19 protein-coding genes and 1 pseudogene are annotated in these 26,122 nt (G+C 69.3%); 16 read left to right on the forward strand and 4 right to left on the reverse strand.

All coding sequences use genetic code 11. From position 1 onward, the window contains the following. Positions 1-5: 5 nt before the first annotated feature. The 12 genes from A3CE_RS0109960 (at position 6) to A3CE_RS0110015 (ending at position 19,334) form a co-directional block, all read left to right on the forward strand. A complete protein-coding gene (locus A3CE_RS0109960) occupies positions 6-1,130 on the forward strand; it encodes a 2,5-dihydroxypyridine 5,6-dioxygenase NicX family protein (protein WP_020639935.1) in 1,125 nt (374 codons plus the stop codon). Positions 1,131-1,208: 78 nt separating this feature from the next. Beyond that, on the forward strand, positions 1,209-2,000 hold the full coding sequence (locus tag A3CE_RS50710; RefSeq protein ID WP_026468332.1) for an SGNH/GDSL hydrolase family protein: 792 nt from the start codon (positions 1,209-1,211) through the stop codon (positions 1,998-2,000). A gap of 292 nt (positions 2,001-2,292) precedes the next feature. Further along, complete coding sequence (locus A3CE_RS0109970; RefSeq protein WP_020639938.1) at positions 2,293-2,979, forward strand: polysaccharide deacetylase family protein; 687 nt, start codon at positions 2,293-2,295, stop codon at positions 2,977-2,979. Positions 2,980-3,295: 316 nt separating this feature from the next. Next, a complete protein-coding gene (locus A3CE_RS0109975; RefSeq protein ID WP_169523973.1) occupies positions 3,296-5,371 on the forward strand; it encodes an alpha-L-rhamnosidase-related protein in 2,076 nt (691 codons plus the stop codon). Continuing rightward, positions 5,368-6,369 carry a rhamnogalacturonan acetylesterase gene (locus tag A3CE_RS0109980; protein WP_020639940.1) on the forward strand — a complete coding sequence of 334 codons (1,002 nt, stop codon included), beginning with the start codon at positions 5,368-5,370 and terminating at the stop codon, positions 6,367-6,369. The genes A3CE_RS0109975 and A3CE_RS0109980 overlap by 4 nt, the downstream gene beginning before the upstream one ends. A gap of 66 nt (positions 6,370-6,435) precedes the next feature. After that, a complete protein-coding gene (locus A3CE_RS50715; RefSeq protein ID WP_020639941.1) occupies positions 6,436-7,491 on the forward strand; it encodes a LacI family DNA-binding transcriptional regulator in 1,056 nt (351 codons plus the stop codon). Between the two features lie 360 nt (positions 7,492-7,851). Beyond that, on the forward strand, positions 7,852-9,183 hold the full coding sequence (locus A3CE_RS0109990; RefSeq protein WP_020639942.1) for a glycosyl hydrolase: 1,332 nt from the start codon (positions 7,852-7,854) through the stop codon (positions 9,181-9,183). A 29-nt stretch (positions 9,184-9,212) separates the two neighbouring features. Beyond that, positions 9,213-11,849: an RICIN domain-containing protein gene (locus A3CE_RS54985; RefSeq protein ID WP_084641455.1), complete on the forward strand. Its 2,637-nt coding sequence runs from the start codon at positions 9,213-9,215 to the stop codon at positions 11,847-11,849. Positions 11,850-11,883: 34 nt separating this feature from the next. After that, complete coding sequence (locus A3CE_RS0110000) at positions 11,884-12,768, forward strand: alpha/beta hydrolase family protein (RefSeq protein WP_020639944.1); 885 nt, start codon at positions 11,884-11,886, stop codon at positions 12,766-12,768. Next, positions 12,768-14,291 (forward strand): cellulase family glycosylhydrolase, encoded by a 1,524-nt coding sequence (locus A3CE_RS0110005; protein ID WP_043790775.1) that lies wholly within the window; start codon positions 12,768-12,770, stop codon positions 14,289-14,291. Before A3CE_RS0110000 ends, A3CE_RS0110005 begins: the two co-directional genes overlap by 1 nt. Positions 14,292-14,302: 11 nt before the next feature. Further along, positions 14,303-15,751, forward strand: a complete 1,449-nt coding sequence (locus tag A3CE_RS0110010) for a ricin-type beta-trefoil lectin domain protein (protein ID WP_020639946.1) — start codon at positions 14,303-14,305, stop codon at positions 15,749-15,751. A 631-nt stretch (positions 15,752-16,382) separates the two neighbouring features. Then, positions 16,383-19,334, forward strand: a complete 2,952-nt coding sequence (locus A3CE_RS0110015) for a glycosyl hydrolase 115 family protein (RefSeq protein WP_020639947.1) — start codon at positions 16,383-16,385, stop codon at positions 19,332-19,334. On the opposite strand, the gene A3CE_RS0110020 is transcribed toward A3CE_RS0110015, so the two are convergent. The 3 genes and pseudogenes from A3CE_RS0110020 to A3CE_RS59260 form a co-directional block, all read right to left on the reverse strand. After that, a complete protein-coding gene (locus tag A3CE_RS0110020; RefSeq protein ID WP_084641458.1) occupies positions 19,309-20,046 on the reverse strand; it encodes an alpha/beta fold hydrolase in 738 nt (245 codons plus the stop codon). The genes A3CE_RS0110015 and A3CE_RS0110020 overlap by 26 nt on opposite strands. Positions 20,047-20,070: 24 nt before the next feature. After that, the gene (locus A3CE_RS59255; protein WP_020639949.1) at positions 20,071-20,274 is read right to left on the reverse strand and encodes a Rossmann-fold NAD(P)-binding domain-containing protein; all 204 of its coding nucleotides are present in this window, start codon (positions 20,272-20,274) and stop codon (positions 20,071-20,073) included. Positions 20,275-20,422: 148 nt separating this feature from the next. Beyond that, positions 20,423-20,779, reverse strand: a pseudogene (locus A3CE_RS59260) (SDR family NAD(P)-dependent oxidoreductase); the annotation flags it as partial. A gap of 101 nt (positions 20,780-20,880) precedes the next feature. Between A3CE_RS59260 and A3CE_RS0110035 the strand changes: the two are divergent. Beyond that, complete coding sequence (locus A3CE_RS0110035; protein ID WP_020639951.1) at positions 20,881-21,720, forward strand: helix-turn-helix transcriptional regulator; 840 nt, start codon at positions 20,881-20,883, stop codon at positions 21,718-21,720. 7 nt (positions 21,721-21,727) lie between these two features. On the opposite strand, the gene A3CE_RS0110040 is transcribed toward A3CE_RS0110035, so the two are convergent. Further along, positions 21,728-23,311, reverse strand: a complete 1,584-nt coding sequence (locus A3CE_RS0110040) for an FAD-dependent oxidoreductase (protein ID WP_020639952.1) — start codon at positions 23,309-23,311, stop codon at positions 21,728-21,730. Between the two features lie 78 nt (positions 23,312-23,389). Between A3CE_RS0110040 and A3CE_RS0110045 the strand changes: the two genes are divergently transcribed. From A3CE_RS0110045 to A3CE_RS0110055, 3 genes are read left to right on the forward strand one after another with little or no spacing between them, the layout of a single operon-like run. Then, complete coding sequence (locus A3CE_RS0110045; protein WP_020639953.1) at positions 23,390-23,818, forward strand: MerR family transcriptional regulator; 429 nt, start codon at positions 23,390-23,392, stop codon at positions 23,816-23,818. 58 nt (positions 23,819-23,876) lie between these two features. Then, positions 23,877-24,482 carry a TetR/AcrR family transcriptional regulator gene (locus A3CE_RS50725; protein WP_043790778.1) on the forward strand — a complete coding sequence of 202 codons (606 nt, stop codon included), beginning with the start codon at positions 23,877-23,879 and terminating at the stop codon, positions 24,480-24,482. Continuing rightward, entirely contained in the window at positions 24,479-26,101 is a 1,623-nt protein-coding gene (locus tag A3CE_RS0110055) for a CocE/NonD family hydrolase (protein ID WP_020639955.1), read from the forward strand. The genes A3CE_RS50725 and A3CE_RS0110055 overlap by 4 nt, the downstream gene beginning before the upstream one ends. Positions 26,102-26,122: the final 21 nt, after the last annotated feature.

A 26,122-nucleotide genomic window follows, 5' to 3' on the forward strand; every position in this document is an offset into this window, starting at 1 on the left:
CCGCCATGACCACGACCGCACCCTTCAGCTACCTGGACACGCCGACCGCGGCGCCGCTGTCGATCACCGAGCTGATGTCCGGTGCCTACAACCTCCTGGAGTACGCCGCGGTCACGGCGGGAGAGCAGGTGCTTATCCTGGCCGAGCACGGCACCGATCCGGTGGTCATCCAGGCCATCGCCGCGGCGGCCGCCTACCGCAACGCCGAGGTGCACGTCCTGTCCACACCGCCGTTCAGCGCCGGCGGATGGGACCGCGCAACACCCTCACCGCTGCTGTCCGCCGCCCACGCCGCCGCCGACGCGGTGCTCTCGCTGACCTGGTGGAGCGAAGTGCACACCGCCCCGCTGTTCTTCAACGAGGTCGCCAAGCAACGGGCCCGGTTCGTCTCGCTCCACCAGACCGCCACCGCCGCGGCCCTGTCCACCGGCGCCCGGTTCCCGCTCGAGCTGTACCTCGCCCTGGAAGCCAAGACCTACGCCCAGATCTCCGCGGCCGAGGAAATCAGGGTCACGACCGCGCTCGGCACCGACGTGACCTTCCGCGACTTCACCACGGGATCACCGGTGAGCGGCCACACCAGCGCCCCGGTCACCGCCGGCATGTGGCGGCCCTTCCCGTACGGAGGCGCCAACTTCTCCCCCGACCAGACCGACGGCGTGGTCGTCATCGAGGAATCCACGGTCACCGGTGTCCCCGCCGAACGGACCACCCTGGAGCTGAAAGACAACCGCGTCACCGCCATCCACGGCGGCGCGGCCGCCGACCTGAGGCGGTACGCACCGGACGGCTACTACATGCGCCACGCGCTCATCGGGCTCAACCCCAAGGTCCGCTCGGCAGGCGGCACCCAGTTCGAACGCGAGAAGCACGCCGGCGCCTTCTACTTCGGCATCGACGGCCTGACCCCGCAGGGAACGGTCGACCGCGCGGCCCCCGGCCACGCCCACTGCGACTGCCAGTTCGACCGGCCCACCATCACCCTCGACGGCCGGCCCTTCGTCGACAACGGCAACCTCCTGCTCCTCGACGACCCCGAAATCCGCGAGCTGGCCGGGAAGTTCGGGCCTGCCGACATCCTGCTCGACCCCAACCCTCGCCTCGTCCTGCCGCCCCGCTACAGCCGCTGACCACGACCCCGGGCAGGCCCCGGCGGGCCTGCCCGGGGTTCGATGTCCGGAATCGCTCTCCAGAAAGAGGACCCGCTCATGCCCCCACCGACGGTCCGCCACCTCGCTGCTTTGGGCAGTTCCTTCGCCTCAGGACCCGGCATCGAGCCCTACGCGGACAAGAGGGCCTGGCGCTCGGGCCGCAACTACGCCCACCTGCTGGCCGAGCGGCTCGGCAGCGATCTGACCGACCTCACCGTCGCCGGAGCCACCACCGCCACCATCCTGGAGCGCCCGCAACGCATGCTGTGGCGCAAGTTCCCGGCTCAGCTCTCCCGGCTTCCCCGGGAAGCCGACCTCGTGACCGTGACCGCGGGTGGCAACGACCTGGGCTACATCAGCAGCATGATCGCGCTGTCGTATCGCGCCTGGCTCTCGCAACGCCGGACGACCCGAACCTTCGCACCGCTCCTCGCTCGGCACGGTGTCCCGGCCCTCACCGAGAGCATGCTCGACCAGACCACTTCGCACCTCGTGGCGATCGTGGCCGCGATCACCAAGCAGGCACCGGGTGCCCGCGTAGTGCTCGTCGATTACCTCACCGTGCTCGACGCCGATACCCCGACCGGCCCGGACGCGCCGTTTCCCGCCGCGACCCGCGACTCGCTGCGCGCGGTCGCCGGGGCGTTGGCCGACGCCTTCGCGGACGCGGCGAAGCTCTCCGGCGCTGACCTGGTGGCGATGAGCCGGCTCAGCGAGGGACACGGACTCACCAGTGCGCACCCGTGGGTGAACGGGTTCATGGCCAAGCAGCCGACAGCGTCGTTCCACCCCACTCTCACGGGGATGACCGCGGTCGCCGACGCGGTGATCGACCACCTGGGCCGCTGACCCTCCGATCGGCAACACGCCGATCGGCCATCGAAATCGGCAAGAAAGCGCTTACTTCACGACTGGACTGATCGGGTCGCGGAGGTTGACAACCACTGAACAGGCTGGCTTGAATCGGCTCATCGCGACGGTGACGGTGCGCCGGTTCCGGTCCAGGCGTGCCGCCGGGTACGCCCCAGCTCATCTTTCGCAGCCGTCGCCTTTCGTCGCCACCCAGGTGGGCAGTTCGAACCGCTGCACGAGCGCGCGCTCACCACACCGGCCACGGCCGAAGATCGAAGGGACGAGACCCATGCACACCAGCACAAGTCAATCGAAGCGAGCCCTCGTCATCGGACTGACCGCCGCCGTGGTCGCCGCGGCGAGCATCATCGACGCGGGCGCGGCCGAAGCGGCCGCCTGCAGGGGTTACGTCGGGCTCACGTTCGACGACGGGCCCTCCCCCACGAACACCCCTCGGCTGCTCAACGCCCTCAAGCAGAACGGGCTCCGGGCCACGCTGTTCAACGAAGGCCGGTACGCCGCCGCCTACCCGGCCCAGGTCAAGGCCGAGGTCGACGCCGACATGTGGATCGGCAACCACAGCTACACGCACCCGCATCTGGTCCAGCTGAGCAAAGCGCAGGTCGACAGCGAAATCACCCGGACCCAGCAGGCCATCGCCGCGGCCGGAGGCGGCACGCCCAAGCTGTTCCGCCCGCCGTTCGGCGGCACCAACTCGACGGTGAAGTCGGTCGAGGCCAAGTACGGGCTGCGAGAGATCATCTGGGACATCAGCTCCGGCGACTCGAGCGGCGTCAGCGTCGACAGGATCGTGCAGGCCAACGCCAACCTCACCGACGGCCAGATCATCCTCATGCACGACGGACCCGCCAACACGATCGCCGCGATCCCGCGCATCGCGCGGGGACTGGCCGGCCGTGGCCTGTGCGCGGGCATGATCTCGCCGCAGACCGGCCGCGCCGTGGCACCGAGCTGAGCCCAGGGCCTCATGAGAGCGGAACCGGGGGAAACCCGGCTCCTGTCACATTCGAACCGTTCGACATTTTGCGGTTGACCTCGCTGAACAAATCCGCGGCTGTGCACGATCACAGAAATTCCCGCGGCAAGCCTTGCGGCTATCACTGACTTGCGGTTCCATCGTCACCAGAACCGCACGTAGTCGCTTGTGTACGCTGCCGATCCGGCTCCTGCGCTTCCCGCTCGCTGAACGAAGTAAGCGCTTTCAGTTCTCGCAAAGGCACTGCGCGGCTCGCGCGATCTCCCCGGAGACACTGACCATGAGAGGACCGACGATGAGCAGGCAATCGAGTCGCCATCGGAGCGCCGGGCTCGCCGTACTCGCGGTGGTGGCGCTGACCAATGCGATGTCGAGCGGTGGTCAGGCCGCCGCCGCGGACGCTGCGCCCTGGCCGGCGAACCCCGGCTGGCAGCAGTACGTCCCGGGACCGGCCACACCGAACGTGACCCCGGTCGCCGTGGTCAGCACATCGGGAACCGTCACCAACGCGGCCGCGCTGGTCGCAGGTGGGAGCGGCAGCGCCAAGCTGACCATGGCGTCCGGCGGGCCCGCACCCAGGATCCTCCTCGACTACGGCAAAGACGTCGGCGGCTTTCCCTCCTTCACGGTGACGGCAGCGAGCGGCAACCCGGTGCTGCGCGCCGCCTACAGCGAGGGCAGGCAGTTCATGAGCGCCAAGGGGGACGGCGGAGGCGCGTTCAACGCGGGCGACAAGTCCAGAGCCAACAGCTACACCGTCCGCGCGGCCGGAACGATCACCCACAGCTTGATGCAGGGCGGCGAGCGCTTCCAGGAAATCACGCTGACCTCCCCCGGTTCCGTCACGCTCAGCGCGGTCGGCATCCGGTTCAGCGCCTACCGCGCGACGGCGAACGAGTACCAGGGGTACTTCATGTCCAGCTCGGACGAGCTGAACAAGATCTGGTACGCCGGCGCCTACACCAACCAGCTCAGCATGCTGCCCCCAGGGATGGGGGGCGTCAGCCAGCTGCCACTGATCCTGGACGGGGCCAAGCGGGATCGCAACGTCTGGATCGGTGACATCTACGCGGAAGGCCCGACGAACTACGTCAGCCTGGGCAGCAACGGCAACGAGTACCTCAAGCAGTCCATCCGGCTGCTCGGCAGCCACCAGCTCAGCAGCGGCTTCGTCACCGGGTGCCTGGCGCCGCAGACACCGGTGCACACCGGCCCGCCCATTCCGGGCACGACCGGGTGCTACTCGACGAGCTACTCCCTGTACTTCGCTCCCGACCTGGCCGACTACTACCGCGCCACCGGCGACCTCGCCTTCGCCCGGCAGCAGTTCCCGATCGTGCAGCGGCAGCTCGGCTGGAACGCCTCCCGGCTCAACTCGCTGGGTCTGCTGGTCACCGACACCAGCGACGGCCTGGACTGGGACTGGTACGACGGCAACAAAACCGGCGCGGTGAGCATGTACAACATGCTGTATTACCTGAACCTGACCGAGGCCGCGTACCTGGCGCGGGAGACGGGCCAGCCCGATCTCGCGACGCAGTACACCGCCAAGGCCGCCGCCCTGCGCACCGCGATCAACACCAACCTCTTCAACTCCCGCACCGGCGTCTACGACCTCAGCGACAAGAAGCGCGGCACCGTCACCCAGGACGCCAACGCCGCCGCGGTCACCTTCGGCGTCGCGCCGGCCGGCGCCGTCCCCGGTATCCTGGCCAAGCTGAAGTCCGCGCTGTGGGGCGCCCACGGCCCGCAGCCCTTCTCCGCCGACACCGGCTACTCCAAGCTGGTCAGCCCGTTCGTCTCCGGTTTCGAGCTGCGCGCCCGGCTGGCCGCCGGGGACACCACCGGCGCGATGCAGCTGCTGGCCGACGTCTGGGGCCAGATGGTCCGGCCCGGCCCCAACTACACCGGCGCCCTGTGGGAGAACCTGAACCCCGACGGCACCATCCCGAAGGGCAGCACGAGCCTGGCACACGGCTGGGCGTCCGCCCCCACCTCGGCGCTGACCGGCTACGTGCTCGGCGCCCGCCCGGTCAGCGCCGGGTACGCCACCTGGATCGTCCAGCCGCAGCCCGGATCGCTGAGCTGGACCGTGGGGCAGGTACCCACCCCGCACGGGCCGCTGGCGGTCAAGTGGGGCCGCGCGAGTGGCGGCGAGTTCGACATGGACGTCACCGCCCCGGACGGGACCAGCGGCACCATCGCCGTCCCGGCCTCCGGCGCGAACACGGCGATCACCGTGAACGGAACGAGCGTCTGGGACCACGGAACCTTCACCGCCGGTGCCGGAGTCACCAGCGCACGCAGCGACGGGTCCTATGTCTACCTGTCCGTCAGCGCCTCGGGCACCTACCGCGTGGTCGCCCGATGATCATCCCCGTCATCGGCGCACTGGTCGCCCTGTCCGTGCTCCCCGGCACGGCGGACGCCGTCAACTACTCCTTCAACGTTCCGCCCGGTGACTACGAGGTCACTTTGACCTTGGGCAGTGCGACCCAGCCCGCGCAGACCGGTGTCCAGGTGGAGGCCCGCCGCACCATGCTCGCACCCGTGAACACCCGCGCCGGCGAGTTCCGCCGGGAGGTACTGGCGGTGAACGTGCGCAGCCCGGAAAGCATGCCCACCGGCGAAGAAGGGACGGGGACACCCGGCCTGCAGGTCCACCTCACCGGGAGCCACCCGGCAGCGGTGAACGTCTCCGTGGCACCCGTGCGCCGGCCGCGGCTGTTCGTGGTGAGCGACTCCACGGCGTCGGACTGGCTCAAGGGTCCGAAACGGGGCTGGGCGCAGGAACTGCCCCAGCTGCTGCGACCGGGGATCGTGGTCGCCAACTACGCCGACTCGGGTGAGAGCACCGGGAGCTGGTTGAGCAATCCCCGGCTGTTCGCCACCGTGAAGCCGTTGATCCAGCCCGGCGACGAAGTGCTGATCCAGCTGGCGCACAACGACAAGACCACACCGGAGAGCACGTTCCGGGCCAATCTGGGGAAGCTCGTCGACGGCGTCCGCCAGCGTGGCGGGGTGCCGGTCCTGGTCACCCCGCCGGTGCGGCACCAGTTCGGCCCGAACGGGAAGCTCACCCCGACCGGCCTGATCGTCAACAACCTCGGCGTCGACCTCCCAGCGGTGATCCGCGACGTCGCCGGCAAGCTGCACGTGCCGCTGATCGACCTCACCGCGCGCAGCCAGGCGCTGCTGGAGCAGCTGGGTGAAACCGCGTCCTGGCCCCTGTACCTGACCGTCCAGCACGACGGCGTTCAGGACTACGCGCACTTCTCCGAATACGGCGGAACCGTCATGGCCGGTCTCGTCACCTCGGGCATGACCGACGCCCACCTGCCCGCCGCGGGCTCGCCCAGGCAACGGTGACGGGAGCAAGCATGAGCCGGCACGCCACCTCCTCCCCGATCGATCGCCGGGTAATAAGGTGGATGAATGGGGCAGGACGAGGGCGGCAGCCCGCAACGGGCACGCCGGGCGAGTATCCGGCAGGTCGCCGCCGCCGCGCGCGTGTCCACCTCCACCGTGAGCAACGTGCTGAACAACCCGGACGTCGTGGCCACGAGCACCCGGCGCCGGGTGGAGGACGCCATGGCCGAGGTGGGCTACGTCCGCAACGGCGCGGCCCGCCAGCTGCGCGGCGCGCCGAGCACGATCGCCGGCTGCCTGCTGCTGGACACCGCCAACCCGTTCTTCGCCGAGGTCTCCCGGGGCATCGAGGACCGGCTCACCGAGGCCGGCTGCCTGCTCATCGTCGGCAGCACCGACGTGCGCGCCGCCCAGGAGAACAACTACCTGCGCATGATGGAGGAACTGGGTGTTCGCGGCATCCTCGTCAACCCGTCCGGTTCGCGGCTGGACCGGCTGGTGCGCCTCAGCGGGCGCGGCACACCGGTGGTCCTGGTCGACCACCCCCGGGCGGGTGCCGACCTCTGCGCGGTCGCCGTCGACGACGTGCACGGCGGCGGCCTGGCCGCCGACCACCTCCTCGCGCTCGGACACCGGCGGATCGCCTTCCTGGGCAGCCAGGCGGGCATCCGGTCGCTGCGAGACCGAGGGGAGGGAATACGCCGGTCGATGAGGAAGGCCGGATTGGACGTGTCGTCGACACTGGTCGAAATTCCGGTGCCCGAGCCGTGCACGGTCGATGTGGCCGACTCGGTCGTCGATCAGGTGCTCGCGGTCTCGCCGCGCCCGACCGCGGTCATCTGCTTCAACGACGTCGTCGCTTTGGGAATGCTGCGCGGTTTACGCCGGCACGGCATTCCGGTGCCCGGGCAGATGTCGGTGGTCGGGTACGACGACGTCCAGTTCGCGGAGCAGCTCTCCCCCGCGCTGACGACCGTCCGCCAGCCCAAGTACCAGCTCGGCCGCGCCGCCGCCGAGCTGCTCCTGGCCGAGGACCGGCCCGGCCACCAGCACCAGGAAATCCGGTTCACCCCGGAACTGGTCGTGCGTGCCTCCACCGCGCCCCCCGCCATCGGCGGCTGACCGGGCACGCTCTTCGCGCATTCGGCTCTGCTGCCTGGTTCCGATGCCGTTGTTTCCGTTGCGCCGTCCAGTCCTTCCCGTCGCTGCCCGTCCGAAGTAAACAGCAGAGGGGTATTGCCGGGCGGTGTTTTTCGGCGGTACGGTCATGACACCGGCCGTTTCCGAAACCGGCTCTCCGGCGAAGATCAATTGTAACGTCGCAAGTCGCCTCCCACCCGACTGGTGGGCCCGGGCATCCACGAGCCCGCGAAGACAGTGCTCCGCACAACGCAGTGCTTGGAGGAGACGATGAATCCTGTTCCCACCGCCCCACGGAGACGTCGAAGCCGATGGCTCGGTGCACTGTCGGCCACCGCCCTGGTGGGCGCGTCCCTGCTCGGCGCCCCCGCCGCGTCGGCGGCGACCAGCGGCACGCTCGTCGGCGCCGGTTCCGGCCGCTGCCTGGACGTGACCGGAGCGAGCCAGGCCGCCGGAACCGCGGTGGAGCTCTGGGACTGCCACGGCGGCGTCAACCAGAACTGGGCGACCACGCCGGCCGGGGAACTCCGCGTCTACAACGGGACGATGTGCCTGGCAGCACACGACAACCAGACGACTGCCGGCACGAAGGCGGAGATCGCCACCTGCACCGGCGGGCAGAACCAGAAGTGGCGACTCAACGCCGACACCACGATCACCGGCCTGCAGTCCGGGCTGTGCCTGGACGTGTCGGGTTCCGCGACGGCCAACGGTGCGGCCGTGGCGCTGTGGACCTGCAACGGGCAGAGCAACCAGAAGTGGACGTTCGGCGGCGGGAACAGTGGTCCCGATTGCAACGTCGCAACCGTCGATCCGAACGCCACGGCGCAGGCCCGCCGCCTGCTGTGCTACCTCTACAGCCAGTACGGCAATCACATCGTCTCGGGCCAGCAGGAAACCAACGGCAGCGAGAACGAGTTCAATTTCCTCTACAACAACACGGGCAAGGCCCCAGCGATCCGCGGGCTGGACATGTGCGACCGCCCCGGCGCCGTCGACCGCGCAGCCGCCTGGTGGAACGCCGGGGGCATCCCGATGATCGGGTGGCACGTCGGCGCGCCGGCCACCAGCCGCTGCAACTACGGCGGGACCGCGTCGATCAACAACACCCTCACCCCCGGCACCCGTGAATACGCCTCCTACACCGCCGAACTGGACGAAGCGGCGAGCCAGCTGCTGCGCCTGCAATCCCAGAATGTCGCCGTCCTGTGGCGGCCGTACCACGAGGCCGGTGGCACCTGGTTCTGGTGGAGCAAAGAGGGCGGCGCGCAGTACCAGCGGCTGTGGAAGTTCCAGTTCAACTACTTCGTCAACGTCAAGGGCATTCACAACCTGGTGTGGCTGTGGCCGTCCAACGGCGAACCGAACTCCTCGTTCTACCCCGGAAAGTCCTATGTGGACGTCGGCGGCGCCGACACCTACGTCAACGACCGCGGTCCGCTGACATCGCTGTTCAACTCCACCCGCGGCGTCGTCGGCACGACGATCCCGATCGCCCTGCACGAGAACGGCGCCATCCCCGACCCGGCCCGGCTCCAGTCCACCAGCACCCGCTGGGTCCTGTTCATGACCTGGAACGGCACCTGGATCACCGGCCAGGACCCCGGTTACCTCAGGACCACCTTCACCAGCCCCTACGTCGTCACCCGCGACGAAGTGCCCAACCTCAGGTAACCGAACTCCGCACCCGCCATGGAGGAAAGATGAGAGCGCGTTTCGCACTCGTGTCACTGCTCGCGGTCGTGCTCGGCGCGGGGAGCGGGGGCCTGCAGGCTTCGGCGGCACCGGCAAGCGCCGAGCCGGTGGCCCCAGCCGACGTCAACGGGGTCACCGCGGGCAACGCGGCGATCACTTCGGTCGACCTCGCCGGGAGGTGGAGCTTCACGCCGGCAGGCCGGGCGACGACTTCGATCACGGTGCCCGGTGGAGGCTGGTACAAGCAGGGCTTCACCGACGTGAACGAGGCGGTGTACTCCCGCACCGTCACCGTGCCGGACGCGGGCCAACCGCAGTCCACCTGGATCGAGTTCGGTGCCGTCAACCACCAGGCGACCCTGTCGGTGGACGGCCGGGTCGTCGCCACCCAGACCACCTCGTTCACGCCGTCCCACTTCGACATCAGCGCCTATGCCGCCCCCGGCACGACCCACACGATCAGCGTGGCCGTCAAGGGGCGGGGTGCGTTGAAGACGGCGGCGGGCAAGTACCTCGTCCCCCAGGCCGCCGAGTGGTCGGAGGCGGTTCCGCAGGGTATTTTCCGCTCGGCGGTCCTGCGGGTGTATCCGGCCGTGTACGTCAGCGACGCGTTCGTCCGCACTTCCGTCGCCGACCGGACTCTCGCTTACGACGTGTCCGTCACGAACACCTCGGCCGCCAGCAGGACCGTGACCCTGACCGGATCGCTCGCCTCGGACGCCGGTGCGTCGTTCAGCTACCCGGCGCTGCCCAGCCGCACGGTCACCGTGGCCGCCCGCTCGACCGCCAAGGTGACGGTCGGGCCGGTGGCGTGGGACCTCGGTGCCGCCTCGTACTGGTGGCCCAACGTGCCCTACCGCGCCGGGTACCGCGCCCAGCTGCACACCCTGTCGGTGCACGCGGCGACGGACGACGGCCGCACCAGTGACGCGAGCTACCGATTCGGCTTCCGGGAAAGCACCCAGAACGGCGAGCACTACTACCTCAACGGCGTGCGGGTGAACTATCGCGGCGACAGCCTGCAGGGTGCCGACTACGACCGGATCAACAACGGCGGTAAGGGCGACGCCTACGACACGCTGCCCGGCTTCCTCCCGCCGTCCGGCACCAACGGCGGCTGGCCCCAGGCGGTCGACAACTACCAGCGGCTCAACTACAACGTCGTGCGGATCCACCAGGAGCCGGCCAGCCCGTACATGCTGGACGTGGCCGACGAGCTGGGTCTGATGATCATCGACGAGACCGCGATCCGCGGCTGGGCACAGGACCTGGCGGCCGGCCGCCAGTACAACGTGAACCACGCCCGCGACCTCGTCCTGCGCGACCGCAACCACCCGGCCGTCGTCCGGTGGAGCCAAATCAACGAACCGAACTTCACCGATGACTCCGAGAGCTTCGAGCAGGCCCTCTATGCGGCGATGAACGGCAACGACGGCACCAGGCCGATCAGCATCGACGCCTCCCCCGGCGGCGATGCGCCCAGCCGGTACCCGAACATGAACTACCCCAACTTCGCCATTTTCCCGCACTACCTCGACGGAAACAGCAAATACGGAGAGGCCGTGCGTCCGGTGGCCGGAAGGCCCGACGGCGAGGGTGAGTACCTCTGGCCGGCGTGCAGCACCAAACAGGGCTTCCTGTGGTTCGGCACGACAACCGTCGCCAAGCGCGGCAAGGACGCCGACGACCTGCGCCCGTACACCCTGCTGTCCGCCTGGGCCGGTGTCGTTCCGGGGGTGCGGACCACCGATTTCCGCACCGAGGAAGACCGCAACCCGGTCTACGGGGCGGACAACCTGCCTGACCCGTGGAGCAACTCGGTGGTCCAGCGGGTCCAGGCGGCGTTCAACCCGGTCGCCGCGATCGACCTGCCCTTCTGGTCGGCCTCCGGCGCGTCGGACTCGAACGCCACCTTCCCGCTCCCGCAAGCGGTGGGCACCTACTCCGCCGGCAGCACGATCAGCCGCACCATCACCGTGTTCAACGACGATTTCAGCGGCACCGCGGTGGGACTCGACTGGAGCGCGCGGCTCGACAGTCCTACCGGGACGGAGGTCGCGTCCGGGAGCACGACCCTCACCATCCCCCTGGGCTCCCGGACGGCGCACAACGTGTCGTTCAAGGCTCCGGCCGGCGGCTCACGGGTGTACCTCGTCCTGTCGACCACCAAGTCCGGGATCACCACCTTCCGCGACTCGGTGGAGTACTTCGGCCTCGGCAGTGCCGGCCCGGCACCGGGCAACTACCGCATCGTCGCCCGCCACAGCGGCAAGCCACTGGCCATCGCCGCCGGCTCCACCGCCGACGGTGCCAAGGCCGTCCAGCAGTCCGGAACCGCGCCCTGGACCATCAGCACCGTCCAGGGCGGCACCTACACCCTGCGCTACACCCCGACCGGCAAGGTGCTCGACGTCAACGGACACTCCACGGCAACCGGGGTGCAGTTGCAGCAGTGGACCCCCACCGGCGCCACCAACCAGCAGTGGTACCTGAGGCCGACGGGCGACGGGTACTACACCATCGTCGGCTACGAAAGCGGGCTGGCGGCCGACGTGTACGGCAATTCGACCGCCGACGGTGCCGCGGTCGTGCAGTGGACCGCCACCGGCGGCGCCAACCAGCAGTGGCAGCTGATCCCGGCGTGACAATCCACCACCACCCCCACCCACGGAGTCGTCCATGACCATGCAACGACGTACCTTCCTGCGTGTCGGCGCGGCCGGAGCGGCAGGCCTCGGCCTGGGCCTGCTCGGCGCGGGACAGGCACTCGCCACCGTCACCCCGCTGGGCGCGCCGACCACGACGTTCGCGGTGGGCGTCCGCCAGTACAACTGGATGCGTGGCAACCGCCCGATCACCATCTACGTTTACTACCCGGCCAAGGGCACGCCCGGCAGCGGACCTGTCACCAACGCGCCGGTCGCCGACGGCGTGTTCCCCGTCTGCGAATACACCCACGGCAGCGGCGGCAGCCCGCAGGGTTCCCTGTCGCACATCCAGCCGCTGGCCGCGGCGGGCTTCATCGTGCCGGCACCGTACTTCCGCAACGCGAACATCGGCGACACCTACAACGGCAACCTGGGCCGGGACGTCTCCGAGGCCATCACCCGGACCTTGGCGCTCAACACGGCCAACGACCCGTTGAAGGGCCACATCAACACCACGACGGGCGTGGGCGTGTACGGCTACTCGATGGGCGGTATGACCACGCACAGCCTGCTCACCGTTGCGCCCGACCCGCGGATCACCGCGGCGGTCGCGATGTCCTGTGTGGACATGGGGAACCCGGCCGCCTCGGTCAAGGCCAAGGTCCTGTTCATCCACGGGGACCGGGACCAGCTCTGTCCCTACTCCTCCGCCCGCCAGGCCTACCGGGAACTGTCGCGGCCCAAGGCGTTCCTCACCATGCGTGGCGCGGACCACAGCAGCTACTTCCGGGACACCCGCTCCCGCAACACCTTCGTGGACTGGATGCGCTGGGGCCTGTACGCCGACACCGTCGCCCGTGACCGCCTCCGCACCGATGCCTCCTCGAGCGGCACCACCTGGGAGGCAGAGCTCTGATGCCGGGAAGAGTCAGAAACCGCCGCCCCGCGCTCGCCGCGTTGGCCGCCGTGGGGTCCATCGCGTGCACGACACTGATGGCGGTAGCGGGCGGGTCGTGGGCGAGTGACGCGAGCGCGGCGGGCGCTTTCGCGTGCCGGGTCGACTACACGGCCAACGACTGGGGCAGCGGGTTCGGTGCCAAGGTGACCGTTGCCAACCTCGGTTCGTCGGCGGTCAACGGCTGGACGCTCACCTACACCTACGCCGGCAACCAGACCCTGCAGAACGGCTGGAGCGGCAATTGGTCCCAGGCGGGCAAGCGGGTCACCGTGACCAACCTTAGCTGGAACGGCACCGTCCCGGCGGGCGGCAGCGTCAGCGCGGGAGCGAACTTCACCTACAGCGGCACCAACGCCAAGCCGGCGGACTTCGCCGTCAACGGCGCCGCGTGCACCGGCACCACCCCGACGACGACCACCACGCCAACCACCACCACGACCACTCCGCCGGTCGGTGCCGCACCGGCGCTGCGCGTCTCCGGCAACAAGATCGTCACCGCGAAAGGCGAGCCGTACCGGCTGCTGGGCGTGAGCCGCTCCAGCGGCGAGTTCGCCTGCGTGCAGGGCAAGGGCATGTGGGACGGTCCGGTGGACCAGGCGTCGGTGAACGCGATGAAGACCTGGAACATCCACACGGTACGAATCCCGTTGAACGAGGAGTGCTGGCTGGGCGTCAACGGCTCACCCGGGGGCGCCACCTACCAGCAAAACGTCAAGGACTACGTGGATCGGCTGACGGCGAACGGCATCAATGTGATCCTCGACCTGCACTGGACCTGGGGCGCCTACGCGAACGGGCCGGACTGGCACTGCAAGGACGAGCACGCGACGTGCCAGAAACCGATGCCGGACGCACGGTACTCTCCGCAGTTCTGGACCGGCGTCGCCACCGCGTTCAAGGGCAACAACGCCGTCGTCTTCGACCTGTTCAACGAGCCGTACCCGGAGATCGCCGGCGACTGGAACAAGACCCTGGGCTGGCAGTGCTGGCGGGATGGGGGCACCTGCACCGGCCTTCCCTACGAAACCGCCGGAATGCAGGACCTGGTCGACGCGGTGCGGGGCACCGGCGCGACCAACGTCCTCATGCTGGGCGGCCTGGAGTGGGCCAACGACATGCGGGAGTGGCTGACCCACAAGCCGATCGACCCGTTGAACAACATCGCGGCGTCCTGGCACGCCTACAGCTTCAACGCCTGCGCCACCGAATCCTGCTGGGACAGCCAGGTCGCCCCGCTCGCCCGGCAAGTCCCGGTCGTGCTCGGCGAGTTCGGCCAGGACAACTGCGGCTTCGACTACATGCGGCGGTTGGCGGACTGGGCCGACACGCACTCCGTGAGCTACCTCGCGTGGACCTGGAACCCGTGGGGCTGCAGCACCGGTGCCGTGCTCATCAAGGACTGGAACGGCACACCCGAGCCCGGCGTCGGCGAGGGCTTCAAGGCCCACCTGCTCGGCCAAAACCCCGGCGGAACCCCGTAACTGGAGGAAAGATGAGATCAACCGGACACCGGCCGCGGTGTACCGCCTCGATCGGGCTGGTCCTCGCCCTGGTGCTGGGCTGCCTCGGCATCCAGGCCGGCACCGGTCCGCCGGCGCAGGCCGCCACCAACCAGTTCCACGGGGTGAACTGGGCCGATTACCGGGACAACTACCTGACCGACCCGAACGTCCCCATCGGATTGTCCACATCGGACAGCTATGCGACCACCTACGCGAAGGCCACCCCGATCCTCAAGGGCTTCCAGAACCTGGGCGCCAACACGATCCGGTTCGGCATCAACCCGCAGACCACGTCGTCGTCCTGGTGGAACAGCCTCGTAGCGGCCTACGACGCGGCCGCCGCGCTCGGTATGAACGTCATGATCGCCCCCTGGACACAGCCGGGCAGCGGCCGGATCACGAACATGAACGCCTTCTACGCGATGTGGGACACCGTCATCGCCAAGTACGGCGGCAACAGCCGGTTCTCCTTCGACCTCCTCAACGAACCCTGGGGGTACAGCGCCACCGAACTGACCGACCTCGCCGCCGCCTGGCTGGCGCGCTATCCCGCCGTGCCCCGTGGCCGGATGGTCATTCCCGGCCTGTGGTCGGACATCGACCTGTGCGCGGTGGGCGCCGACTCACGATTGAAGGGCACCCTGCTGTCGATCCACATGTACACCCTGGGCGGGGAGACCCACCCCACCGAGGCCGCGTGGATCGCCAGCTTCAAGGGCCGCCTGTGCGGCTATGCCGACCGCGCCGTGCTCACCGAGTTCGGCGTGCCCATGACCACCGGCGTCAACTACAACGGCCCCCGCGACGGCAACAACAACGTCTCCTACTATTACGCACTCACCGACACCGTGCGCAGCCTGGGCATGGGATCGTTGCTGTGGACGGGAGTCAAACGAGCCGACCAGACCGCCGGCCCGGGCCCGTGCTTCAACGCCTCCTGTGCGATCACCTCCCTCACCGGCACGGGCACCAACCTCTCGCTGACCGTCACCAACCGCTCCGGGCTCGACCGGCTCCGCTACGGCTGGGGACTGAACGACAACGGCGACGGCACCGCCGGGGTGCTGCGCGGCGCCGGGTCCAACCGGTGCCTGGACGTGCCCGGAGCGGCCACTGCCAACGGCACCCTCCTGAACATCTGGGACTGCACCGGCCGCACCAACCAGCAGTGGACCCAGCTGTCCGACGGCGCGTTGCAGGTCTACGGCAACAAGTGCCTCGACGTGCCCGGTCAAGCCCCGGCTCCGGGCACGGCGGTCCGGATCTGGGACTGCACCGGCGGCGCCAACCAGCAGTGGAACCTCACCGCCGACGGGACCATCGTCGGCCGCCCATCCGGGCTCTGCCTGGACGTCACCGGCGCAGGCACCGCGAACGGGACCCGAGTGCAGCTGTGGACGTGCAGCGGCGCCGGCAACCAGAAGTGGATCCGGAAGTGACCCCACCTGACCGGCCCACGCGACAGGGCCGGGTGGCGCTGATCCGGCACCCGGCCCGCCGCACTCCCCCGGCCGGCATCGCGGTCCTGTGCCGCTCGAGACGTACTCACCACCGGCTCCGATTGAGTCCGACGATTCCGGTTTGATGGTGTCCAAGTCGTTCCAGTGACAATTTTCCCCGCCACGCGGGCGCGCCGTGCGATGTCATCGCTACGTGTCCGACGTCGGCGGAAATATCTGCGCATGCCCAAAGATTCTTCGAACGACGACACAGAGTTGCGCCGAACCGATCCCGGGCCCCTCTGAACCATTCCGACTTTACCTCTACCCCATGCTTTACCAGCGCGACGCTGCCCGCGTCGCGTCAGGCGCCGCCGAGTGGCGGCTCGCTTTCCCATGGATGGCGCAAGGGCGTTCAGCAGGGCACCGTGACACCCGGGCGAATCGATCGTCGAATTCAGCGAAACTGTTGACATCTGACCTGCGCGGTTCTTAAATTCAAGGTAGCCTCGTCGGCACGGATTGACCATTTGACAGAAGACCGGATGCCCGGGCCGCGGAAACAAAGAAGATGTGATCAGCATTTCCAGCCGCGGCGCCGCCAAGCAGCCATACCGAAGGGAATACGCCCGTGATCGCAACGCCGTCGGGCCATCCGGGTGGCCACGCAGCCGCGCCGTCCCGCCGGTCGTTCCTGCGCGGGCTGGCCGCGGCAGGGGCGCTACCGCTGACCCCGGCCGCGGTGGGCTTGCTCGCAGCCGGGTCGGCCTCCGCCGCGGGGGACGGTTTTTCCCTGGTCGCGGGCGGCGTCGCCGCCGATGTGTTCGTGGACGCGGCCGACGACGTGGCCGTCCGCCGCGTGGCGGGCGACCTGCAGGCCGACATCGAGCGGGTCAGCGGGGTGCTGCCCATCCTGACCAACCGCACCGCCGGGCTGTCCCGCACGGCGGTGCTGATCGGCACGATCGGCCACAGCCCGGTCATCGACAAACTCGTCGCGTCCGGCCGCCTCGACGTCTCCGAAGTCGCCGGGCGCTGGGAGGCCTCGGTGACCCAGGTCGTCGACGCGCCGCTCGCCGGGGTCGACCGCGCGCTGGTCATCGCCGGCAGCGACCGGCGCGGCACCATCTACGGCGTCTACGACCTGTCCGAGCGCATCGGCGTCTCCCCGTGGTACTGGTGGGCCGACGTGCCGGTGCCGCGCCGCGACACGGTGACCCTGCCGACGGCCACGGAGAAGCGGCGCGAGCCGGCGATCCGGTACCGCGGCATCTTCCTCAACGACGAGGACAACCTGTCGCAGTGGGCGTATCGGACGGCGGAGCCCGGCAAGCACATCGGGCCGGTCACCTACACCCGGATCTTCGAACTGATGTTGCGGCTCAAGGCGAACTACCTGTGGCCGGCCATGCACCCCGAATCGGACCACTTCAACAAGTACCCCGACAACCCGCGCCTGGCCGACGAGTACGGCATCGTCGTCGGCTCCAGCCACCCGGAGGCGTTGCTGCGCAACAACGTGTTCGAGTGGCAGCCGTGGGCGCAGGCGCACCGCAACCCGGACGGCAGCCTCCCGGAGTACGACTACACGGTCAACCCGAAGACGATCCTGGACTACTGGCGGGCCCGGGCGAAAGCCAACGCCCGGTACGAAAACGTCTGGACCGTCGGCATGCGCGGCATCCACGATTCGGGCCTGGTCACCAAGAACGCCAAGACCACGGCCGAGCGGGTCGCGGTGATGAACGACATCATCACCCAGCAGCGCCGGATCCTGGCGGAAGAGGTCGGGGCCGCGCCGCAGATCTTCATCCCGTACAAGGAAGTGCTCGACCTCTACAACGCCGGGGTCCGGGTGCCCGACGACGTGACGCTGATCTGGCCGGACGACAACCACGGGAACATGCGGCAGCTGCCCACGGCGGCCGAGCGGCAGCGGCCCGGCGGCAACGGCCTGTACTACCACATCTCCTACTGGGGATCGCCGAAGAGCTACCTGTGGCTGGACACCACCGCGCCCGCCAAGATCTGGCAGGAGCTGCGCCGGGCCTACGACAACGGGGTCCGCCACACCTGGATCGTCAACGTCGGCGACCTGAAGTCGCAGGAAACCGGGCTGTCGCTCGCGATGGAGCTCGCCTGGGACATTGACCGGTGGCGCGCGGAGGACGTGCAACCCCGGCTGGCCGAGTGGGCCGGTCGCCAGTTCGGCGCCGCGTACGCCCGGGAGATCGCCGAGATCCGGCAAGGTTACTACGAGCTGGCCGCGGCGCTGCGCCCCGAGTTCATCCAGAGCGGCGTCTTCTCCCTCGTCCACCACGGCGACGAGGCCGAGCGGCGGATGGCGGCGTACCAGAGCCTGATCAGCCGCGCCGAGGCGGTGGGCCGGCAGCTGCCATCGTCCTATCAGGACGCTTTCTTCGAGCTGCTGCTGTATCCGCTGACCGGTGCGTACCTGATGAACCTGAAGTTCGTGTGCGCCGACCGCAACGCGCTCGCGGTCAAGCAGGGCCGCGGTGCCGGGGTGAACGTCTTCGCCGACCTCGCCGAGCGGGCCCAGGCCGACGAGGAGGCGCTGACCCGCCGCTACAACACCGCGATCGCCGGGGGCAAGTGGAAAGAGATCATCAACCCGTACCCGGCCAACGTCCCCAAGGCACCGCGGGTGCCCGCCGTGACGAGACGGACCCGGACCAGTGCCGTGGGTCTCGGCGTGGCCGCCGAGGGCAACGAAACCGGCGTCGCCCGGCCCCTGACGTTCTCCTCCTACACCCGGAACCGGCGGTTCATCGACGTCTTCAACACCGGGTTCGCCCCGCTGTCCTGGCAGGCGTCCCCCAGCCACCCCTGGGTGCAGGTCAGCACCAGAGCAGGGACCACCCCGGACCAGGCGCGGATCTGGGTCAGCGTCGACTGGGCCGCAGCCCCGCTCGGTGCCGTCAGCCCACAGGTGCGCATCACCGGCGCGGGGACGACGCTGACCGTGCCGCTGCAGGTCGCCAACGACGGCGAGCAGGGGCGGGCCACGGCGATCGGGTTCGTCGAGGCACACGGCTACGTGTCGATCGAGGCCGAGCACTACGACCGCCTGGTGCCGCGGTCCGGTGCGACCTGGCAGTCGGTTCCCGGCCTCGGCCGCTCCGGTGCCGCCGTCATCGGTGCGCCGTTCGACGCGGCGCGCCTCGACGGCGACAGCCGCACCGTGGCGCCCGAGCTCCAGTACAACGTCCGCTTCGCCACGGCCGGCACCTTCCCGGTCACGGTGTACCGGCTGCCCTCACTGGACGAACGCGGCACCCGCCGGCTCGCCGTCGGCCTCGACTCCGGCACCCCGATCCTCCTCAAGGGAACGGGAGTCACGTCCGCCGCCGCGTGGTCGCGCAACGTGGTCGAGGGCATCGAGAAACTGGCCACGAGCATCACCGTGGACCGGCCGGGCGAGCACGTCCTCAAGCTGTGGATGGTCGACCCGGCCAACGCCGTCGACCAGATCGTCATCGACACCGGCGGGCTGCCGGCGAGCTACCTCGCCCCGCCGGAAAGCTTCCACCCGGTCTTCAATCCGAACCCCGGGCGCGCATGAACTCGTCACTCTCGCGGCTGATCACCGCGGCGAGTTCGCCGGGCATCGACAGGAACGGCGAGTGCCCGCTCGGCAGGTGGTGGACCCGGACCGCGTGTTCCGCCATCTGCTCCTGGACGGACGGTGGGATGGTGCGGTCCTCGTCGCAGACGATGTAAGTCGTCGGCATGTGGCGCCACGCGGCGTCGGTCAGCGGCGCCTGCCCTCCGGAGAGGGACTGGTGGGTCAGCCGAGCGGCGCAGGACTCCGCGATGTCCGTGGGCACGTCGTTGTAGAAGACGGACAATGGAGTGAGCACGTCGACGTACTCCTCTTCGGGATGCAGGTCCCACCAGGCCGGCGGTGGGCCGCTGAACAGGTCGGACATGCGCTGGCCGACATCGGCCACGAATGCGGCCACGTACACGACACCGACGACGTGCGGCTGCCCGCACACCGCCTGGGTCGTTGCGGGACCACTCCCCGAGTGGGTCACGACGACGGTGGGCCGGTCGGCGCTCTTCGCCAAAGCCGTTCTGATCGCTTCGACGTCGTCGGCGAAGCCGCCCAGGGCCCTGGGGTCGGTCCCGGACGAGGGAAGGGCCACTGTGCGCACGGTGCCGGGAAGTTTCGGAAGCAGCAGGTCCCAAGCCCACGGGCCGTGCCAGGCACCGTGCACGAGGAGCAGATCCGGTGAAGCTGCCGGGTCGCTGCGGGTGGGCGACATTGTCATCGAGACCCTTTCTCAGGCTGTGACTCACCAGGGCAGTGGACCGTTGGCGTCGAAGTAGCCCCCCGTGGGGCCATCGGGACCGATCTGCGCCAGGCGGACGACGATCTCGGCGCCCTGCTCGACGGTCTGCGTGCCGGTGTTGTCGTTGAGGTCCGTCTTGATGAAGCCGGGCTCCACGGAGTTGATCCGCATCTCCGGGAACGCCTTCGCGTACTGGACGGTGAGCATGTTGACGGCGGCCTTGGACGCCGGGTAGGCGATACCCGGGTAGAAGTGCGTGGGATGTTCGGGGTCGGAGAGGTTGGGTCAGCGAGGCCAGGCCGCCGCTGACGTTGACCACGACCGGTGCGGCCGAGCGCTGCAGCAGGGGCAGGAAGGCGTGGGTGACGCGGACGACGCCGAAGACGTTCGTCTCGAACGTGTCCCGCGCCTGGTCGGCCGTCAAGGTCGCGGCGGTGGGCACACTGTGGGCGTCGGCCCTGCTCGCGATTCCGGCGTTGTTGATCAGCACGTCGAGGCCGCCGTCCGCCTCGACGGTCTTGGCCGCGGCCTCGACCGCGACGTCGTCGGTGACGTCGAGGAGGACGAACCGGGCTCCCAGCCGCTCGGCGGCCCGGCGTCCGCGCTCGGCGTCGCGGGCACCGACGTAAACCGTGTGGCCTGCGGCAATGAGCTGTCGGGCGGTCTCGTAGCCGATGCCCTTGTTGGCTCCGGTGATCAGGGTCGTCGTCATGCGTCCAGACTCCGGCGCGGCAGCGCGATCAGCCAGAAGACCCTTCTTCCTGGGACTGCGAGTACCAGGCGCGTACGCGGCCTGCGGTGTTCACTGGGCGCATGACCGTGACTGAACTCGGACTGGCGCTGCGGCGCTGGCGCGACCGGGTTCCCCCGCACGCGGCGGGGCTGCCCTCCGGTGGACACCGGCGCGCGGCCGGTCTGCGGCGGGAGGAGCTGGCGCTGCTGGCCGGGATCTCGGTCGACTACGTCACGCGCCTCGAACAGGGCCGGGCGGCCAACCCGTCCGGACAGGTCGTCGAGGCGCTGGCCCGTGCGCTGCGGCTGTCGGCGGAGGAGCGGACATACCTGTTCGGGCTGGCGGGACTGGTTCCGCCCGGTCCCGACGTGGTGCCCGGGTACCTCACGCCCAGCGTCCAGCGGCTGCTGGACCGGCTCGTCGACGTACCCGTCGTCGTCTCCGACGCGGCCATGACGCTGCTGCTGGCCAACTCGATGTACGCGGCGCTGATGGGCGACCCGTCCGGCTTGCGCGGCTGGGAACGCAACGACGTGTGGCGCACCTTCATGGGCGTGCCGACCCGCGCACGGTATACGCCCGAGGAACGGCGTTCCTGCGAGGCCGGCATGGTCTCCGAACTGCGGACGACCGCCTACCGGTATCCGGCGGACCGCCGGCTGCGGAGCCTGATCGCGGAATTGCGTACCCACAGTGAGCGGTTCGCCGAGCTGTGGGACGCGGGTGTCGTGGGACGGTTCGATGCCTGGCCCAAGACGATCGAGCATCCGCAGGTGGGCCTGCTGACGCTGGACTGCGACCTGCTCCGGGTGGCGGAGAGCGGCCTGTACATCCTCCTTTGCTCAGCCGGGCCGGGCACCGAGGCCGCCGAGAAGCTGGAGCTGCTCTCGGTGATCGGCACCCAGAACCTGGCCGAGTAGCCGGCCGCTATCGGGTTGCCTCGTGTCCGAGTGCCTTGTGCACGGCGGAGCGGACTGCGTCGTGCGGATCGGCGGGCAGGCTGTCCGACCGCCATGCCACGAACCCGTCGGGACGAACCAGTAGCGCGCCGTCCGCCTCGGTGCCGGCCATCTCGGCGAACACGGCGGGATCATCGTCGACCATGGCCGCGGTGATCTGCCGTACTTGCAGGTCGAGGCCGTCGGTGGCTGCGGTGAGCCAGCCGGAACCGGCCGGCCCGGTCAGTAAAGTCCACTGTGTACCGACGATGTCGAGTGTGGACAATCGGTGGCCATCGTCGGTGAGCCATCGATGCGGCAGGCGGCGGCCGGGTACGGCTTGGTCGTCAAGGACGTCGATCTCTGCGGCGGTATCGGTGAGCACGGCCCCGGAGTCGTAGCTGTAGAACATCATCCCGCGCAGGTAGTCGTCGGCCAGTTGCGCGTACAGCTGGTCGGTGTCCTGGGCCTGGCGTCCGTCGTGCAAACCGTGGGACACGGCCAGCGACGCCTCTGCGGCGGCGCGGCGTTCGGGCTCGTAGCTGTCGAGAAGAGTCTCGCCGGCTTGCCCGCGCAGTACCGCGGCGAGTTTCCAGGCGAGGTTGTGCCCGTCCTGGATGCCGGTGTTCATGCCCAGCCCGCCGGCAGAGCTTTGCACATGGGCGGCGTCACCGGCCAGGAAGACCCGGCCGTGACGCAGCGCCGAGGCGATGCCGAAAGCCGCCTCCCACGCATTGCACTCGATCAGGTCGATCGGCACCGTGTCGTCGCCGATCGCGGCGTGCAGCAGCCGCAGGGTCTGCTCCGGTGACAACTGGGCGAGCTCGGCGGGTTTGCCGGAGTAATCCATGATGTGCGAGGACCAGCGGTCCCCTGCCGCACCTTTCGCGAACAAGGTGCAGTGGACCTGTTCGTTGCGAATGAAACACGAGTGCGTGGCGGACTCCGGCAGCAGGCGACGCAGGTCGGCGCGGAAGAACGCAGTGTTGAGCCGGCCGGCGACCTGCCGGTCGGGCACGTCGATTCCGGCCAGGTTCCGCACCCGGCTGTGGGCGCCGTCTGCCCCGATCAGGTAGCTGCTGACCACCTGGTGCTCGCGGTCGCTGACGGCATCGATCAGCTGGGTGTGCACCGTTTCGGCATCGACGGTGAAGCCGACGACCTCGACACCGAACCGGACCTGTCCGCCACGGCGTCGCAACTGCTCCAACGCGATCCGCTGCACCTCGTACTGCGTCATCGTGCGGCGGGCATCGATCGGGCTGCACGTGGTCAACCGATCCGCGTGGCGGGCCGGCAGGCCCGCTCGATGTCGCACGGCACCCACCGCACTGTCTTTGACCACCGAGCGCAGCGCGGCCGGGCCGTCCCAGCCAACGCGATCCAGTGCCGGCCCCAGCCCGATCGCCCGGAACAGCTCCAACGTCCGCACGTTCGCGCTGGCGCGCGGCGGGCCGTCGAGCGGGTCGCGCTTGTCCACCACCAGTACCCGGACTCCCCGATCCGCCAGGAACAACGCGGTCGACAGCCCCACCGGTCCGGCGCCGACCACAATCACCTCGTACCGCTCCACGGTGTCCTCCTTCGTTGATCACCTGCCTCCACCGTGCCCGCTCAAGTCGACTTGAGCGCACCCTGCGATCATGGTGACGTGCGTTACTTGATCAGCGAGGTGGCGCGATACTTCGGCACCGCCGTGTCCGCGCTGCGCTACTACGACCAGATCGGCCTGCTCCGGCCGGCCGGTCGACGCGGGACCGTCCGCACGTACGGCCGTGACGAGCTACTCCGGCTCGCACTCATCCGATTGCTCCACCACGACGGCATGATGAGCCTGGCGGACACAGCCGCCGCCATCTCCGGAAACCCGCCCGGCGACCAGACCGCCGCCAGGCTGGTCATCGCCGAGTCCATCCGCGTCGTGCAACGGCAGGTACAGCAACTCCGTGAAGCGGAACAAGTACTCGAGCACCTGCTCACCTGCCCCCGCAACGACCCCATTCGAGACTGCCCTGTCCTGCGGGCACAACTGGAGCACACCGTCGACGCCGCGATCGACCAACCGGAAGACTGGTCGTAGCGGCGGGCCACCCTATTACACACTTGTACCTTTGGTGACACGTGTGTAATAGTGCTGCATGCAGCGTCACGGATCGCCCCAGCCCGTGCAGGACCGCCGGGTTCAGCGTTCGCGTTCCGCCTTGCTGGCCGCCGCCGTGCGGCTGGTGGTGGAGCGGGAGACCACGGACATCGCGGTCACCGACCTCACCGACGCGGCCGACGTCAGCCGCAAGGTCCTGTATCTGCACTTCGCGGACCGGGACGGACTGCTCGTGGCAGCCGCGGCCGACTTGGTGGAGCGGGAACTTCTCCCGCAGGTCGACGAGCCGGTCGATGACCTGCGGGCGCAGGTACTGGTCCTCGCTCACCACTTCGCCGGACACCGCGTGTTCTACCGCGCCATGCTCACCGGCTCGTGCGCCTTCGCGATGAGCAGGACGCTCGACGACCTGTTCGGCTCCCTCAACCGGATCTTCGTACGGGAGCAGTACGCGGGCCTGGACGAGCCGACCGTGCGCGACCTCGCCGCTTTCTTCATCGGAGGGGCGAGCCGGCTGCTCAGCGAATGGCTCGTCGACGACGCGGACCCGCTCCGGCCGGAAGACCTGGCCGACCGGCTCCTGCGCGTCGCCTCGGTCCTCATGCCCCCATCCCCCGAACCACCAGGAGAACACCGCCCATGAACCTCACCAGCCGGCTCACCCAGCACCTGCAGCACCTCCCCGCGCCCACGACCCGCGCCCTGATCGTCGAGCACGATCTGCCGGTACCCGTTCGCGACGGCGTCACCCTGCTCGCCGATCGCTGGTTCCCCCGAACGGGCGGTGCCGGGTTGCCGACGGCCTTGGTGCGCAGCGCCTACGGCCGGACCGGCGCAAACGCGGATCAGCTGGCCAGGCCGCTGGCGGAGCGGGGTTTCCAGGTGGTGATCGTCAGTTCGCGCGGGACCTTCGGCTCGGGCGGGGTGTTCGACCCGTTCCGGTGCGAGCGCGAGGACGGGCTGGACACCCTCGACTGGGTGGTGAAGCAGGACTGGTTCGGCGAATCCATGATCCTGGTCGGCGGCAGCTACCTCGGCTACACCGTCTGGTCGGTCGCCGACCGGCTACCACCTCAGGTCAAGGCCATCGTCCCGGCGGTGTCCGAATCGGGGCTCACCCTGGACTGGCTCCCCCCATCCGGCTTCACCCTGGAAATCCCGTTCCTCTGGGGCACCCAGGTCGCCGAGCAGGAACGCACGCACGCGACGCTGCGCAACCTGCTGGGCGAGCGGAAGAAACTCCAGGCGATGCGCACCCTTCCGCTGAACCAAGCCGACACCGCGGTGCTGGGAACGCACGTCGACTACATCCAGAACGTCCTCACCCACGACGCCGACGACCCGTTCTGGGCGCCCCTGGACCACCGCGAGCGGGTCGCCGACATCACCGTGCCGGCCAGCCTGATCGGCGGCTGGTACGACTTCTTCCTCCCCGGTCAGCTCCGCGACTTCCGGACCCTGCAGGAAGCCGGGCGCCCCGCCCGGCTCACCATCGGCCCCTGGCCGCACTTCTCCCTCGCCCTGGGTGGGCTGATGGTGCGCGAAGCCCTGGAATTCGGGCTCGCCCACGCCCGCGACGAGCACCCGCCGGAGCGGGCGGCGGTGCGGCTGTACGTCATGGGCGAAAACACCTGGCGGGACTTCGGCTCCTGGCCGCCCCCCGGCTACGCGCCACAGCGGTTCCACCTCCACACCGACGGCTTGCTCTCGGCCGAGGCACCCGGCGAGTCCACTCCGGACCGCTACCGGTACGACCCGGCCGACCCCACCCCGGCGGCCGGTGGCGCGCGCATCACGGTGACGCAGCGGGCCGGCCGCGTCGACAACACGGCACTGGAGGCGCGACCGGACGTACTGACCTACACCACCGCCGTCCTCGAACAGGATGTCGAGGTGATCGGCGAAATCAGTGCCGAGATCTGGTTCCGGTCCAGCCTGCCGTCGGCGGACGTGTTCGTCCGGTTGTGCGATGTGGACGAACGCGGACGATCCTTCAACGTCTGCGATGGCCTCACCGCACTCGCCGACGCCGATCGAACCCACTGCGCAACCGTCGAACTGTGGCCCACCGCGCACCGGTTCAAGCGCGGTCACCGGATCCGGGTCCAGGTCTCCAGCGGCGCGTTCCCCCGATACAACCGCAATCCCGGGACAGGAGAACCGCGCGCGACCGCGCACACCCTCCGCACAGCCGACCAGCAGGTGTTCCACACCCCGCAGCACCCCTCCGCGATCGTCCTGCCCGTCCTGCAGGTCAGGTGAAGCGGCTCGCCGGCCGCGGGT

This window comes from Amycolatopsis balhimycina FH 1894, from assembly GCF_000384295.1.
Taxonomy (GTDB): Bacteria; Actinomycetota; Actinomycetes; order Mycobacteriales; family Pseudonocardiaceae; genus Amycolatopsis; species Amycolatopsis balhimycina.